Here is a 15751-nt window from a genome sequence, read left to right on the forward strand (position 1 = left end):
ATTAATAATTATATGGAGAGGTGATTTCGTTTGGAAAATGAATTTGAAGCAAAATTTGATGCGTTACTAAAAAAATATACGGAATTGTTATTAGGAGATTGGTCTGAGGAAAAACAAGCAAAAGTGGAAAAGTGGGTTATGTATACATACATATCAAAATCAATGCCCGCATTAGTAAAACATTGGAACGAAACATATCCTCAAGCAAAAGATGAGGTTGTTAATTTAATTAAAGAGATTAAAACGTTAAATGACCAGCATAGAGAAGCTATGGCTAACAAAAATAAGCAATAATATTTATCCATAATTTTCAAAGATGACGGCATATATAAATTATGATAATATAATATTAAGTAAGGGCATACATTTTTCAATAAACAAAATTCGACAAATTATTAAATAATTGTTTTAACAAATTTCAATAGATGATACATTAGTAATATATATAGAGAAAAGTAAAGTTTAATTTTGGGGGTAGAGTAATGGAACAAGTTATGAAGAATGCTTTTTTATTTATGTCTAAAAATAAGTTTTTGACTAAAATGGCTAAAAAATATGGCCTAAGATTTGGTGCAGGACGTTTTGTTGCAGGCGAAACAATCGATTTAGCTACAAAAGTTATTCAGGACTTAAATAAAAAGAATTTAAAAGTAACAATTGATTATCTTGGGGAATTCGTTGACACGGTTGAAGAAGCAAATGAAATGGCTGATCACTGTATCGAAGCGATTGAAGCGATTGGAAAAGAAAAATTAAATTCACAATGTTCTCTAAAAATGACTTCTATGGGTCTTGATATTTCTGACGAGTTAGTTTTATCAAACATGCGTCGTATTTTAGAGGCAGCTAAAAAGAATGGTGTATTCGTTACAATTGATATGGAAGATTTCACTCGTTGTGAAAAAACAATTCGTATCTTTAAGCAATTAAGATCTGAGTACGATAATATCGGAACAGTTATCCAAGCTTATTTATACAGAACTGAAAACGATATTACAGATTTAAACAGCTTAAAACCAAATTTACGTTTAGTAAAAGGTGCTTATAAAGAGCCTGCTGAAGTAGCATTCCCAGAGAAAAAAGATGTGGATGAAAACTTCAAAAAAATCATTAAAATGCACTTATTAAACGGCAACTTTACTGCAATCGCTTCACATGATGAAGCAATGATTGAGTATACAAAACAATTAGTAAAAGAACATAATATTCCAAACGATCAATTTGAGTTCCAAATGTTATACGGAATTCGTACAGAGCGTCAATTAGAGCTTGTTAAAGAAGGCTATAATATGCGAGTTTATGTTCCTTATGGTACTGACTGGTACGGATACTTCATGCGTCGTCTTGCAGAACGTCCTGCAAACGTTGCGTTCGTATTAAAAGGTATGTTTAGTAAATAATTTTAAAATTAAAGGCTAACTAAAAAGGATTGAGTGAGGATCCTTTTTAGTCAGCCTTTTTCTCTTTATACAGGATTTTTTGTGATAAGTAGTTATTAGTAAAACAACATTATTCTTATAATTGCTTTAGACACGAGGTCCTAGTTTTAATATTAAACTTGAGTGAAAAAAGCTTACTGACCCATATTTTTTTTACCGTACTGCTGATTGTTACTTTGTCTACCTTTTTCTTCTTTTTGATCTCCATGACTTGCATTACCTTGAACACTTGCTGCACTAACTCCACCCTTTGATGGATTTCTTTCACGTTTCATATCTTATCACCTCCATTTCTTAGACTAACCTATTTAAATAAACTTATTAGTAAAAAATGGAGTGTGATAAAAAAAGCAGAGGAAGGATTTTACATCATAAATAAAATTTTATTAATTTGAACTTTTTGTTTATTGCGAAAAATAAGAATTTATCATATAGTGGAAGAAGAGGGCTCATTGATAATGGATTGTTTTATCCAGAAAGTGAATGAGTATTCATTCAAGATATGAGGAGGAGAAATGCATATGATCCAAAAAATTAAAAAAGCCGCTGTACTCGGCTCTGGTGTGATGGGATCTGGTATCGCTGCACACTTGGCAAACATAGGTATTCCAACATTACTACTTGATATTGTCCCAAGAGAACTATCTAAGGAAGATGCTGCAAAAGGTCTTTCTACTGACTCCAAAGAATTTCGTAATCGATTTAGTCAAACGGCTATTCAGAAATTATTGAAACAAAAGCCAGCTCCTCTTGCATCTAAGAAAAACTTAACGTTAATTCAAGCAGGTAACTTTGAAGATGACATGAGTCGTTTAAGCGAAGTTGACTGGATTATTGAAGTAGTTGTTGAAAATTTAGCCATTAAAAAACAAGTATTAGCTAGTGTTGATGCATATCGCAAACCAGGCTCAATCGTGAGCTCAAATACATCAGGTATTTCAATTGAAGCAATGTCTGAAAATTGTTCAGATGACTTCAAGAAACATTTCTTAGGCACTCACTTTTTTAACCCACCACGTTATTTAAAATTATTAGAAGTTATTCCTACTAAACATACATCTGAAGAAGTACTTACATTTATGAAAAGTTTTGGAGAAGACGTTTTAGGTAAAGGCGTTGTATTAGCAAAAGATACTCCAAACTTTATTGGAAACCGTATCGGAACTTACGGATTACTTGTAACTGTACAAGAAATGCTAAAAGGTGGATACAGTGTTGGAGAAGTTGATTCAATTACTGGTCCAATGATTGGGCGCCCTTCTAGTGCTACATTCCGTACATTGGACGTAGTTGGATTAGATACATTTATCCATGTTGCAAACAATGTTTATGAGCTAGTAGAAGGCGAAGAGAAAGAAGTTTTTAAAGTTCCAGAATTTATGAAAGAAATGGCTAATCGTAATTGGCTTGGAAGTAAGTCTGGGCAAGGATTTTTCTTAAAGCAAGGTAGAGAAATCTTAGAATTAGATCCAAGCACATTTGAATATGGAGAAAGAAAAAGCTTGAAAACAGCTTCAACTGAAAGCATCAAGCAAATTAAAGGTTTAGCGAATAAGTTGAAAGCGCTTGTATACGCTGATGATCGTGCTGGTAATTTCTTATGGAGCATTATTAGCCCGGTATTAGTCTATTCAGCTGAATTGTCTGGTGAAATTTCTGATAACATCGTCGGAATTGATCAAGCAATGAAGTGGGGATTTGGCTGGGATTTAGGACCATTTGAAATCTGGGATGCAATTGGTGTGTCTAAATCAGTCGTACGAATGGAAAGCGAAGGCTTAACTGTACCGAACTGGGTTAAGAATATGATCGATAGTGGTAACGAAACATTTTATAAAAACGACAATGGAGTGACTAGCTTCTATCATAATGGCCAATTTGAAGAGCTAGTAAGAAATGATAAAGAAGTTAAATTAAGTGTTTTAAAAGAACAAGGTCGAATTATTAAACAAAATTCAGGTGCGAGTTTAATTGACCTTGGAGATGGAGTTGCATGTTTAGAATTCCATACAAAGAGCAATGCAATTGGCATGGATATTACGCAAATGGTTAACTTCGCAGTTGATGAAGTTTCAAAAAATTATAAAGGCTTAGTTATTGGTAATCAAGCTAAGAACTTCTGCGTCGGTGCTAATTTAGCAATGATTTTAATGGAGGCGCAAGATGACAACTATTTTGAAATTGAAATGGTTGTTAAAGGATTCCAACAAGCAATGATGAAAATTAAGTACTCTGATAAACCGGTAGTTGTAGCTCCTTACGGTATGACACTGGGCGGCGGTGCTGAAATTTGTTTACCAGCTGCTAGCGTAGTTGCATCTTCTGAAACTTATATGGGCTTAGTTGAAGTTGGCGTAGGCTTAATCCCAGGTGGGGGCGGTAGTAAAGAGCTTTATATTAAACAATTAAAACAGTTCCCAGAAGGTGTTGAGTTTGACTTGCAAGGTCTTGCAAATCGAGTATTTGAAACTGTTGCAATGGCAAAAGTATCGACTTCTGCTCAAGAAGCATTTGAAAATGGATTCTTAAATCATGATGATCGCAAAGTATTTAATGCAGATCACTTAATTTATGAAGCAAAACAACGAGTACTTGAGTTATATGAAGCAGGTTATAGCGCGCCAATTCGTGAGAAAGTACCAGTAGTTGGTGAGTCTGGTTATGCAACATTATTAGCTGGTGCAAACTCAATGTACTATTCTGGCTATATTAGTGAACATGATTTAACAATTGCTAAGAAACTAGCGTATGTCATTGCAGGTGGAAAAGTACCATTTGGAACGTTAGTAGACGAAGAGTATTTATTAAATATTGAACGTGAAGCATTTTTAAGTTTAATTTCAGAAATGAAATCTCAAGCTCGTATGCAACACATGCTTGTAAAAGGAAAACCGTTACGTAATTAATCGAAAGATGGAGGGAAGAACATGAGAGAAGCTGTTATTGTAGCGGGTGCGAGAACACCTGTAGGTAAAGCGAAAAAAGGATCACTTGCAACAGTACGTCCAGATGATTTAGGGGCATTAGTTGTAAAAGAAACATTAAAGCGTGCTGGAAATTACGATGGTCCAATCGATGATATCATTTTTGGTTGCTCATCGCCGGAAGCCGAGCAAGGATTTAATATGGCGCGTAATATTGGAGCACTAGCTGGATTACCGCATTCAGTTCCAGGAATTACAGTGAACCGTTATTGTTCTTCAGGTCTACAAAGTATTGCTTATGCAAGTGAACGAATTATGCTAGGTCATTCTGAAGCTATAATTGCAGGCGGAGCAGAATCAATGAGTTTACTTCCAATGGGAGGGCATGTTGCTCGTTTAAATAGTAGATTAGTAGAAAATGCACCAGAGTATTATATGGGTATGGGGCATACTGCTGAGCAAGTTGCCAATCGCTACGGTATTTCAAGAGAAGATCAAGATGCTTTTGCGGTACGTAGTCATCAGCGCGCAGCAGCGGCTATTAAAGAAGGGCGTTTTGTAGACGAAATCGTTCCAGTTGATGTAACGCTACGTTCGGTTAACTCAAACAATAAATTAGAAGAGAAGAATTTTACTTTCTCTCAAGATGAGGGTGTTCGTGAAGGAACCTCTTCTGAAGTATTAGCTAAATTAAGACCAGCATTTAATGTGAGAGGTTCTGTAACTGCTGGAAACTCTTCACAAACAAGTGATGGGGCAGCAGCAGTATTAGTAATGGATCGTGAAAAAGCAGAAGCTGAAGGACTAAGTCCGTTATTAAAATTCCGTTCTTTTGCAGTAGCTGGAGTAGCTCCTGAAGTGATGGGAATTGGACCAGTTGAAGCAATTCCAAAAGCTCTTAAATTAGCAGGATTAAGTTTATCTGACATTGGAATTTTTGAATTAAATGAAGCCTTCGCTTCTCAATCAATTCAAATTATTCGTCACTTAGGTCTTGATGAAGACCGAGTAAATGTAAATGGTGGAGCGATAGCATTAGGGCATCCACTTGGCTGTACTGGCACTAAATTAACTTTATCTCTATTACATGAGATGAAGCGACGTGGAGAGCAGTTTGGTATCGTAACGATGTGTGTTGGTGGCGGAATGGGTGCTGCCGGAGTATTTGAATTAGTTTAATAGATGTACGGAAATAGATTGTTAGAATCATGTCTTTGATGAAGAGACAAGTAAATAGAAAATGGGAGGAATTTTCGATGGAAAAAACAATCGGTAACTTACTTAAAGGCGGAAGCTTTTTAACAACAGAAGTGACTTTTGATAAAGTTTTTACACCAGAGGATTTTACGGATGAGCATAAATTAATTGCAAAAACAACTGAAGATTTTGTAATAAATGAAGTTTTACCTGAATTAGAGTATTTAGAGCAACATGAATTTGATCGCACTGTAAGATTATTAAAACAAGCTGGTGAGCTAGGATTATTAGCTGCAGATGTTCCAGAAGAGTATGGTGGAATCGCATTAGATAAAATTAGCTCAGCATTAATTACAGAAAAAATTGCACGTGGTGGTGGATTCTCACTTTCCCAAGGAGCGCACGTAGGGATTGGTACACTTCCAATCGTATTATTTGGAAATCATGATCAAAAGCAACGCTATTTACCAGGATTAGCATCAGGTGAGAAATTTGCAGCTTATGCATTAACTGAGCCAGGATCAGGATCAGATGCATTAGGAGCAAAAACTGTCGCTAAATTAAATGCTGAAGGAACTCACTACATTTTAAACGGTGAAAAACAATGGATTACAAACTCTGCGTTTGCAGATGTATTTGTTGTCTATGCAAAAATTGATGGAGAGCACTTCTCGGCATTTATCGTTGAGAGAGATTATGAAGGTGTTTCGACTGGTCCAGAAGAAAAGAAAATGGGAATTAAATCATCTTCAACTCGTACATTGATTTTAGAAGATGTAAAAGTTCCTGTAGAAAACCTTTTAGGTGATATTGGAAAAGGTCATGTTATTGCATTTAATATTTTAAATATTGGTCGCTACAAATTAGCAGTAGGTACAGTTGGTGGCTCAAAACGTGCATTAGAATTATCAGCAACGTATGCTAACCAACGCCAACAATTCAAAACACCAATTGCTAAATTTAGTTTAATTCAAGAAAAATTAGCAAGTATGGCTACCAAAATTTATGCAAGTGAAAGTTCAGCATATCGTACTGTAGGACTTTTTGAGGATCGCTTCAGTCAATTAACTGAAGAGCAAGCAAAAGATCCAAAAGCAGTAGCAGCTGCTGTAGCAGAGTATGCAATTGAATGTTCACTAAATAAATTCTTCTGTTCTGAAGTATTAGACTATGTAGCTGATGAAGGTGTACAAATCCATGGCGGATATGGTTTCATGGCTGAATATGAAATTGAGCGTATTTACCGTGATTCTCGTATTAACCGAATCTTTGAAGGAACAAATGAAATTAACCGTTTAATCGTACCAAGCACTTACCTACGAAAAGCAATGAGCGGAGAACTACCATTACTTCAACAAGCACAACAAATTCAAGAAGAACTAATGATGTTAATGCCTGAGGAAGTTGGAGACGCACCTCTAGAGCAAGAAAAATATTTAGTTCGTAATGCGAAAAAAATCGCAATCATGATTGCTGGATTAGCCGTTCAAAAATTCGGTAAAGCATTAAGTAATGAGCAAGAAATCCTAGTCAATATTGCAGATATCGTAAGCAATATTTACGCGATGGAATCTACAGTTCTACGTACTGAAAAAGCGATCAATAAAGTAGGCTTAGCAAAATCAAACCAAAAATTACTTTATACTCAAGTATTCTGCCAAGAAGCATTTAATGAAATCGAAGCTCATGCGAAGGAAACACTTGTTGCTGTTGAGACTGGTGATACATTAAGAATGATGACTTCAGCACTTCGTAAGTTTACACGTCATACGCCAATTAATGTAATTGCGAAGAAGCGTGAAATTGCAGCTAATGTATTAGCTGATGAGCGTTATACTGTTTAATCTAAAAAAACTGCCGATCTGTTGATTGGCAGTTTTTTCTTAATTCATTCGATAGATAGGATATTTTTCCCATGAGTTGTGCCATACTAGTATATGTTGAATAATATTTAACTATATTGAGGGAAATCAAGGAATTACTTAGTATTTTTTAAAAAAGTAAATTTTTTGTTGAAATACACCGAAAAACACGAACGTTCTACTGGTTTAGTACTACTAATATTGCTATAATGGGTTGGACGACAAATTATTACAGAATTTTCGAACGGAACTATTTAAACTAACTTATTCCCTGTGATAAAATAGATTTTGGGAGGAGTTGCTAAATGAGTATCATTTTTTATACATATCCAAAATGTGGAACTTGTCGAAAAGCTGCTTCATGGCTTAAAGAGCATAATATTCCAGTAGAAGCAGTTGATATTACATTAAATCCACCTTCAAAGGAATTACTTGCTGATATTTTTAAAGCAAGTGGAATTTCAATAAATAAATTATTTAATACAAGTGGCGTTAAATATCGCGAGCTTGGATTGAAGGATGTTATTCCAACAAAAACAGAGGACGAGCTTTTAGAACTATTAAGTACAGATGGTAAACTAATTAAAAGACCTCTACTTTTTAATGGAGATCAAGCGACAGTTGGTTTTAATGAGGAAGTATTTGAAAAGGTTTGGTTATAAAATAACTATATAATTTAAGGTAATTAATCAGAGGAGGATTTCACAATGTCAATTCCAAATGAACTACGTTATTCAGAAGAACATGAGTGGGTAAAAGTTGAAGGTAATAAATACTATATCGGTATTACTCATTTTGCTCAATCAGAGCTTGGAGATATCGTATTTGTTGAGCTACCAGAAGTAGGCGATGAACTTACTATTAATGAGCCATTCGGTAGTGTTGAATCTGTAAAAACAGTATCTGAACTATATGCTCCAATCAGTGGTAAAGTAATTGAAGTAAACTCTGATCTAGATGAAAATCCTGAATTCGTAAACGAATCTCCATACGAAAAAGCATGGATGGTAGTTGTTGAAGCAACAAATGCTTCAGAGCTTGATGAGTTAATGACTGCTGGTCAATACGAAGAAATGATTAATCAAGATTAATTATCTAATTAAGCGTCCTTTTTGGGCGCTTTTTTATTTTATGTGTATAATAAAAGTAATAAAGCTTAACTTATTTACATAAAACATAATTTAAAGGGACATTTTCATTTAGGGGAAAAAAAGGAAACAAGAAAGGCAAAATCGAATATACTATATACAAAAGATTTTTAGTCAAAAGTTTTTGAGTCTTATACATTAGGTGATGCCCAGTGAATATTGAAGATCAAAGAAAAGTTATCATTGTCGAAGGTACTACTGATAAGAGGAAAATACAGACAATCATAAAGGAGCCTGTAGATATTATCTGTACGAATGGTACAGTTGGTACTTCAAAGCTAGATGAGCTTGCTGAAATGTTAGATTTAAGAGAAATTTATGTATTAGTCGATGCAGATGAGGCTGGTGAAAAACTTAGAAGATTGTTAAAAAGAGAATTTCCACAGGCAGAGCATCTGTACATTGATAGAAGTTATCGAGAAGTGGCAACAGCTCCGAGTCAACATTTAGCTAGTGTATTATTAGGAGCGGATATTTCGGTATTTACAGATTATTTACGTACAAATTAAAGAGGAATTAAGATCATGCAGCAATGGACAAAGAATGAAATAATGCAAAGAGTTCAATCAAAAGAGACTACAGTTATTTATATCTATACCGCAATGTGTGGTACATGCCAAGTAGCTTCTAAAATGCTAGAAGTTGTAAATGAGATTCTGCCAAACTTACCAATAAGTAAGGTGAATATTAATGAAATAGTGGAAGAAGCTCAAAGTTGGAAGGTTGAAAGTGTACCTTGTTTACTTATTTTTGAGAATGGGGAAATGAGACAAAAAATCTACGCTTTCCAATCGGTACCATATTTACATGAATTGTTAAAAAAATATAATTTATATATTAAACGATGAGTGCATTCAGTATGTTGCACTCTTTTTATATGTCTTAAAATATTTCCTGATTTTAGACATATTTCTCGGGAAATGAGTTGAATGCTGTAGAAATAAAATTAAAATATAGATTTTTATCAAGGTAAATGTCGAGCGAAATATAAAGAATACACCTCTTATCTATGAGAAAATAAGATAAAGAATCCAAGAAGAGGTGTTTATTATGGAAATCAAGGAGTGGATTGGACTAGCTAGAAACTTATTTATAAAAAAAGAATATTTACAAATCATTTTGCCAATCGAAGAAAGGATTGTAGAATTTAACTGTCTAAATGAAAAAGTTTTTATAAAGTTAAGTAAAAAGGCTCCTTTTATCGAGGTAATTGATCGTTCGATTCCGCAACTTAGAGTTAATTTTTCAAAAGATGGATGGGAATATCTATATTCAGGTTCTCAAAGGTTAGGACTTTTATTAAAACTGAATGATGCTTCTTTTGAAGGGAATTATCGATTATTACTACTAATGGAAACGATTTTTCAATATACGAGCGTTGAAAACGAAAAAAAACTTTTAGAAAATTGTTGACAACTACTGTCTAACTTTGTAGAATTGGACTTACGTTAAAGAAATTACGTTAAACAACTTAATAGATCGTAAGTTAGCTCTTATCGAGAGAGGTGGAGGGACTGTGCCCTGTGAAACCCAGCAACCGTCAATGATCGTCATTGAAATGGTGCTAATTCCTGCAAAGCATATGCTTTGAGAGATGAGAGAAAGGAATACTTTTTGTATGTTAAACCTTTCTGCTCATGTGAGTTGAAAGGTTTTTTTGTTTTATCCGACTAAAAAAGTACTTACTTACAAAAAATTGAAAGATAAGTTGTTAGAATGTTTTGAAAGGAGATCAAGTGTATGATTCAAATAAATAATGTAAGCAAAACTTACAAAGGTAAAAAAGGCACAGTTACCGCAGTACAAAATGTTTCTTTAAATATTGAAGCAGGTGAAATTTTTGGCATGATCGGATATAGCGGCGCAGGGAAAAGTACGTTATTACGTATGCTAAATGGACTTGAGTCCCCTACATCAGGTGAAGTAATTATTAATGGTCAATCGATCTCTAAATGCTCATCTAGTCAATTAAGAAAAGCAAGACAAAAAATAGGAATGATTTTTCAGCATTTTAATTTATTGTGGTCGAGAACTGTATTAGAAAATATACTTTTCCCACTTGAAATTGCTAAAGTTTCAAAAAAGGAAAGCATTAATCGTGCGAAAGAATTAATCAAACTTGTAGGTCTTGAAGGAAGAGAAAATGCTTATCCTTCTGAACTTAGTGGAGGTCAAAAGCAACGTGTTGGAATTGCAAGAGCACTTGCTAATAACCCTGATGTTCTTTTATGTGATGAAGCGACATCTGCATTAGATCCAGAAACAACAGATTCAATATTATCTTTATTGACAAATATTAATAAACAGCTTGGTATTACAATTATCCTGATTACTCATGAAATGCATGTTATTCAAAAGATTTGCCAACGAGTAGCTGTAATGGAAAACGGAAATGTAGTGGAAGAAGGCCATGTTGTTGATGTATTTACTCGTCCTAAACAAGCAATTACAAAGAAATTTGTGACGCAAATCAAAGGTAATGATGAAGGTGAAGTAATTTCTCAAGGTGATGGGAAGGATAATACTTACAAGCTAACCTTTAAAAATGGTCAAGCAGATCAACCACATATTTCTGAAGTAGTTAAGCACTTTGATATTGAGATTAACATTTTGCAAGGAAAAATTGTTCAAACTGCTGAAGGCTCTTATGGGACAATGAAGATTCAACTTGTTGGAGACATAAATAACATCAAAGAGGCAATCACTTATTTAGAATCAAAACAAGTTGAAGTGGAGGTAGCATAAGATGACACAACTTTTTCCGAATGTTGATTGGGATGCAATGCTTTTAGCTTCTCAAGAAACATTATTCATGACAGTAATAGCTGCGCTTGCAACGTTCATTTTTGGACTAATAATAGGTTTATTCTTATTTTTAACTAGTAAAGATCAGTTACTTGAAAATAAATTTTTTAATACTATCCTAGCAGCGTTTGTAAATATTTTTCGTTCAATACCCTTTATCATTTTAATTATTTTATTAATTCCATTTACGATCTTTATTCTTGGCTCTATGCTTGGAGCAAAAGCAGCATTACCTGCACTCATAATTGGTGCTGCACCATTCTATGCAAGGATGGTCGAAATCGGCTTACGAGAAATTGATAAAGGTGTAATCGAAGCTGCAAGAGCAATGGGAGCTAGTACCTTTACAATCATCTTGAAAGTATTAATTCCAGAAGCATTACCAGCAATAATTTCAGGTTTAACTGTTACTACAATCGCAATTGTTGGTTATACAGCTATGGCTGGTGTAGTAGGTGGTGGCGGACTTGGTAACTTAGCATTTATGGAAGGATACCAACGTTCTAATAACCAAGTAACGCTTGTTGCGACAGTAATTATTTTATTAATCGTATTCATTCTTCAATTTATTGGAGATTTAGTAACAACAAAAATAGATAAAAGAGCTTAACATAAAGGGAGGAACTAACAGTGAAATTCAAAAAAATCGCAAGTTTATTAGGAGCAGGTGTTTTAGCATTATCTTTAGCAGCATGTAATAAAGGTGGAGAAGATAAAAATAAAGAATTAGTTGTTGGTGCATCAAATGTACCGCACGCAGTTATTTTAGAACAAGCTAAACCGCTTCTTAAAAAAGAGGGGATTAACTTAAAGATTGTTAAATTCCAAGATTATGTTCTACCAAATAAAGCATTAGCTTCAAAAGAATTAGATGCAAACTATTTCCAACACATTCCATATTTAGAGTCTCAAATGAAAGAAAATGGTTATAAATTTGAAAACGCTGGTGGGATCCACATTGAGCCAATCGGAGTTTACTCTAAAAAATATAAGAGCTTAGATGATCTACCAGATGGAGCTAAAATTATCATGAGTAGTTCAGTAGCTGACCATGGTCGTATGTTAAGCTTATTACAACACGAAGGTTTAATTAAACTTAAAGCTGGAATTGATCCAACTACAGCTCAAATTAAAGACATTGATGAGAATCCAAAACACTTAAAATTCCAAGCTGATGTAGACGCTGGAATGCTTCCAAAAGTTTACCAAAACAATGAAGGCGATGCAGTTTTAATTAACACAAACTACGCGATTGATGCTGGGTTAAACCCAATGAAAGATGCTATTGCATTAGAAGGTAAAGAATCTCCATATGTAAACATTATTGCTGTTCGTAAAGGTGATAAAGATAAAAAAGAAATTAAAGAGCTTGTAAAAGTATTACACTCTAAAGAAATTCAAGATTTCATCATTAAAAAATATAAAGGTGCTGTAGTACCTGTAAGTCAATAATCACATAAGAGAGGGTGTCTCATAAGTTTTGAGACACCCTTTTTTTTATGTTTGTTTATTAAACTGACATTTCCTTGCGCGTTTTATCAACTTTTTACAAAAACTTGATTTACAGATGAGATTGGTGGGCGTTCAGCCATAACCTCAATAATATTTTTAGCTGCTATTTCAGACATAGCTTCACGAGTTTCAAATGTTGCATTTCCAATATGAGGTGTTAATACAACATTTGTAAGTGATTTTAGTTCTTCTGTTATTTTAGGTTCGAATTCAAATACATCTAGAGCTGCACCAGCAATAACACCGTCCTTTAATGCGTCTACTAATTCCTGTTCGTTGGCTAAAGGACCTCTAGCTGCATTGATAAAAAACGCAGTGTCTTTCATTTTGTAAAACTCTTCTTTTCCAAATAAATGGTGTAGCTCAGGTTTGTAAGGACAATGAAGGGTAATATAGTCAGAAGTCTGTAATAATTCCTCCAGTGATACGTAAGTGGCATTTAAGTCTTGTTCAAGCTCTTTGCTTAATCTTCTTGGTTGATGATAAATAATCTTCATATTAAACGCCCTAGCTCGCTTAGCTACTGCTTGTCCGATATTTCCAAAACCAAAAATACCTAAAGTTTTTCCTGATACTTCTGTTCCTCTAAAGAATAATGGAGCCCATCCTTCAAAACCTTTTGTACGGCAAAGTTCGTCTCCTTCGACTATTCTTCTGGAAATAGCTAAGAGAATTCCTAAAGTTAGCTCAGCAGTTGCGTCTGTTGAAACAAGTGGAGTGTTTGTAACGTGAATCCCCTTACTAGTTGCATAATCTACATCGATATTATTAAATCCTGCTCCGTAATTAGCAATAATTTTTACATTTGTAGCAGCATCAATTACTCTTTTTGTGATTGGAGTGGATAGTAAGCTTAAAATTGCATCTACCCCACCAACAAGTTCACACAATTCATCTTCTGTAATTAATTGCTCATTTTCATAAACAATAACATGATGATCTTTTAATAATTCCTCAGCCTTTTCTGGGATTTTTCCCGCTACCAAAATATGTGCCAAATTAGAAACCTTCTTTCAACAGTTTAATAATTAATGTTAACGTTTTTATTATAAATGAAGTTTCAAGTTTATGTTTTAATTTAGTATTTGGCAGTTTAAAGAATATATTAATTTTTCGAGTGTTCATCAACTACTTAATTCTTACTGATTAATAGGAAGTATTCTTAGAGATAAAAAAGCAGACATTTGTCTGCTTTTTCAGAGTGTTGAAATATAAAATGGTCATTAGGGAAAATGGGATATGCGGGAAGCCTGAAACCCCGCAGGCTTGCCGGTGAGGCTAAAGAATCTCGCCCCATGGAAAGCGAGCATTCTGTAATGGAAATCAACCTCACTATACCCTTTTACGAAAATTTGGTAATTTAAGATGTTTTTCAACAGCGTAAAAAAAGCAGACATTTGTCTGCTTTTTTCATTGATATCTATGATTTAAACTTGCGGTAGGGGGAGTGTGATTTACTGAATAAAACTTATTTAAAGATTGATCTACATATACCCAGCCCTTCCAGCCTAAGTGGATTGTATCTTTTAGGAAAAACTCATCGTATTCATGTGAAGAAAAATCAGCTACTTGGAAGCCAGCATCTTCAATTTGTTTTTTTACTTTTTTGTAATATACTTCTCTACCTTCTTTAGGGAATCCAGCGTAATCATACCATGGTCCATTTACTGGAACGGAAATAAACAACGCTTTTGTGTGCTCTTCTTTTAGTAATGCTAATACCATTTGAAGGTCATCATATTCTGGCGATACACCATAGTTACTATTTCGTTTATAATTTTTTAAAGCTGGAAGACGTTTTTGAATGTGTTTTATATAGTATTTATTAATTATACCGAAATGGTTAGTAGTTGATTCTCGTTTGCCAATTTTATCGGCAACTTGAGCTACTCGATCCCAGGATAAATCTTCATATTTTGATTTTTTTAATCGGAAGTTTTTATCTGGATCCATTATAACGGTCTCGAAAAGATCTTTCTTTTCGAGAATTTTTAAATATGTGTAAGCTAACGGTTTTTCAGCCATTGCCTTGAACTTAACTTTTTTGTTATTTGATATAAAAGCATTTAATTGGGTTACTAATAAAGAGTCTTTTTTGATAATTGATAGCGTTAAAAGTCTCTTTGCAATTTGTCTCTTTACTGAAATATCAATTGTATTATTAAAAACGAATGAATAAGTTTGAAGCGCAGAATAATTAGGTGAAAAATGAGTATCGTCAATGCCATGTGGAATAAACCACTGTGGAGATAAAACAAATACAATTTTTCTATTTTTTATTCCATCACCTAAAGATGCTAAGTCTAGAAAATGAACGAGACTTTGTGATCCCCCTCGACCAATTAGATAGGGAGTAAATTCATCTTTTTCTCCCATAAAAAATCTAGAAGGATGGAAGGGGTCTCTTCTAGCAAGTTCTGAAGACCCAAAAATAGGTAAGAATTTTGGGTCTTTTAACATTTTACTTTGAAGTAATGTCCCTTGAAATGTTTCAGGATTTAAAGACGCTGCAGTATTATTTAATCGTTCTTTTGTAATAAATAGTTCATAAAAAGAATTTGGAAGATATAAAGCTAGTAAAAAAATGGAAATAGCTGTTATCATCCCCAAAAATTGAACTTTTTTCATTTTCTAGCCTCTAAAATCGAAATGATTTTATTTGGTGTTGCCCACTCCTCACGATCGAAGTCAGAAATCGTTACGTTGATACCGATTTGTTCTTCGATTTCAACTAATAAGCTAACTGTACCAAATGAATCTAATAATCCTTCTTCAAAAATCAGAATATCTGGATTTTCAATCACTTCATCTGTATTACATAAATCTGCTAAAAGTTTTAAAACCTCTGCTCTTAAATTTTCCAT

The 15751-nt window shown here is 33.9% G+C and carries 17 protein-coding genes and 1 riboswitch; of the genes, 13 read left to right on the top strand and 4 right to left on the bottom strand.

The annotated features are described in order from the left end of the window. The first annotated feature begins 30 nt into the window (after positions 1 to 30). Both BM319_RS15300 and BM319_RS15305 read left to right on the top strand, forming a co-directional pair. Positions 31 to 294, top strand: coding sequence for a DUF2573 family protein (locus BM319_RS15300; RefSeq protein WP_069034854.1), 264 nt, complete (start codon positions 31 to 33; stop codon positions 292 to 294). A 188-nt stretch (positions 295 to 482) separates the two neighbouring features. Next, complete coding sequence (locus BM319_RS15305) at positions 483 to 1400, top strand: proline dehydrogenase family protein (protein WP_069034853.1); 918 nt, start codon at positions 483 to 485, stop codon at positions 1398 to 1400. A gap of 173 nt (positions 1401 to 1573) precedes the next feature. Here BM319_RS15305 and BM319_RS15310 read toward each other — a convergent pair whose 3' ends face one another. Continuing rightward, entirely contained in the window at positions 1574 to 1714 is a 141-nt protein-coding gene (locus BM319_RS15310) for a YuzL family protein (RefSeq protein WP_091023494.1), read from the bottom strand. 249 nt (positions 1715 to 1963) lie between these two features. Here BM319_RS15310 and BM319_RS15315 point away from each other — a divergent pair, with 249 nt between their 5' ends. The 11 genes from BM319_RS15315 to metQ all read left to right on the top strand — a co-directional run bounded on the left by BM319_RS15315 (position 1964) and on the right by metQ (position 12827). Continuing rightward, positions 1964 to 4345, top strand: a complete 2382-nt coding sequence (locus tag BM319_RS15315) for a 3-hydroxyacyl-CoA dehydrogenase/enoyl-CoA hydratase family protein (protein WP_091023581.1) — start codon at positions 1964 to 1966, stop codon at positions 4343 to 4345. 21 nt (positions 4346 to 4366) lie between these two features. Further along, complete coding sequence (locus tag BM319_RS15320) at positions 4367 to 5542, top strand: acetyl-CoA C-acetyltransferase (RefSeq protein WP_069034851.1); 1176 nt, start codon at positions 4367 to 4369, stop codon at positions 5540 to 5542. 77 nt (positions 5543 to 5619) lie between these two features. Then, positions 5620 to 7404 (top strand): acyl-CoA dehydrogenase FadE, encoded by a 1785-nt coding sequence (locus BM319_RS15325; RefSeq protein WP_069034850.1) that lies wholly within the window; start codon positions 5620 to 5622, stop codon positions 7402 to 7404. A 323-nt stretch (positions 7405 to 7727) separates the two neighbouring features. Continuing rightward, positions 7728 to 8084 (top strand): arsenate reductase family protein, encoded by a 357-nt coding sequence (locus tag BM319_RS15330; protein ID WP_091023496.1) that lies wholly within the window; start codon positions 7728 to 7730, stop codon positions 8082 to 8084. Between the two features lie 45 nt (positions 8085 to 8129). Continuing rightward, complete coding sequence (gcvH, locus tag BM319_RS15335; protein WP_069034848.1) at positions 8130 to 8513, top strand: glycine cleavage system protein GcvH; 384 nt, start codon at positions 8130 to 8132, stop codon at positions 8511 to 8513. Between the two features lie 215 nt (positions 8514 to 8728). Continuing rightward, positions 8729 to 9079, top strand: coding sequence for a ribonuclease M5 (locus BM319_RS15340; RefSeq protein WP_091023583.1), 351 nt, complete (start codon positions 8729 to 8731; stop codon positions 9077 to 9079). 15 nt (positions 9080 to 9094) lie between these two features. Further along, positions 9095 to 9418 carry a thioredoxin family protein gene (locus tag BM319_RS15345; RefSeq protein WP_069034846.1) on the top strand — a complete coding sequence of 108 codons (324 nt, stop codon included), beginning with the start codon at positions 9095 to 9097 and terminating at the stop codon, positions 9416 to 9418. A gap of 202 nt (positions 9419 to 9620) precedes the next feature. After that, positions 9621 to 9983, top strand: coding sequence for a hypothetical protein (locus BM319_RS15350; RefSeq protein WP_091023499.1), 363 nt, complete (start codon positions 9621 to 9623; stop codon positions 9981 to 9983). 77 nt (positions 9984 to 10060) lie between these two features. Continuing rightward, positions 10061 to 10171, top strand: a riboswitch (SAM riboswitch). Positions 10172 to 10310: 139 nt separating this feature from the next. Continuing rightward, on the top strand, positions 10311 to 11315 hold the full coding sequence (locus tag BM319_RS15355) for a methionine ABC transporter ATP-binding protein (RefSeq protein ID WP_069034844.1): 1005 nt from the start codon (positions 10311 to 10313) through the stop codon (positions 11313 to 11315). A 1-nt stretch (position 11316) separates the two neighbouring features. Further along, positions 11317 to 11985, top strand: a complete 669-nt coding sequence (locus BM319_RS15360) for a methionine ABC transporter permease (protein ID WP_091023502.1) — start codon at positions 11317 to 11319, stop codon at positions 11983 to 11985. A 20-nt stretch (positions 11986 to 12005) separates the two neighbouring features. Continuing rightward, entirely contained in the window at positions 12006 to 12827 is an 822-nt protein-coding gene (gene metQ / locus BM319_RS15365) for a methionine ABC transporter substrate-binding lipoprotein MetQ (protein ID WP_091023504.1), read from the top strand. Positions 12828 to 12913: 86 nt separating this feature from the next. Here metQ and BM319_RS15370 read toward each other — a convergent pair whose 3' ends face one another. The 3 genes from BM319_RS15370 to dltC form a co-directional block, all read right to left on the bottom strand. Further along, positions 12914 to 13885: a 2-hydroxyacid dehydrogenase family protein gene (locus BM319_RS15370; protein ID WP_091023506.1), complete on the bottom strand. Its 972-nt coding sequence runs from the start codon at positions 13883 to 13885 to the stop codon at positions 12914 to 12916. 412 nt (positions 13886 to 14297) lie between these two features. After that, entirely contained in the window at positions 14298 to 15515 is a 1218-nt protein-coding gene (gene dltD, locus BM319_RS15375; protein ID WP_091023508.1) for a D-alanyl-lipoteichoic acid biosynthesis protein DltD, read from the bottom strand. Further along, positions 15512 to 15751, bottom strand: coding sequence for a D-alanine--poly(phosphoribitol) ligase subunit 2 (dltC, locus tag BM319_RS15380; RefSeq protein ID WP_069034839.1), 240 nt, complete (start codon positions 15749 to 15751; stop codon positions 15512 to 15514). Before dltC ends, dltD begins: the two co-directional genes overlap by 4 nt.

It is taken from the genome of Bacillus sp. UNCCL81, assembly GCF_900112535.1.
GTDB lineage: Bacteria > Bacillota > Bacilli > Bacillales > Bacillaceae_G > Gottfriedia > Gottfriedia luciferensis_B.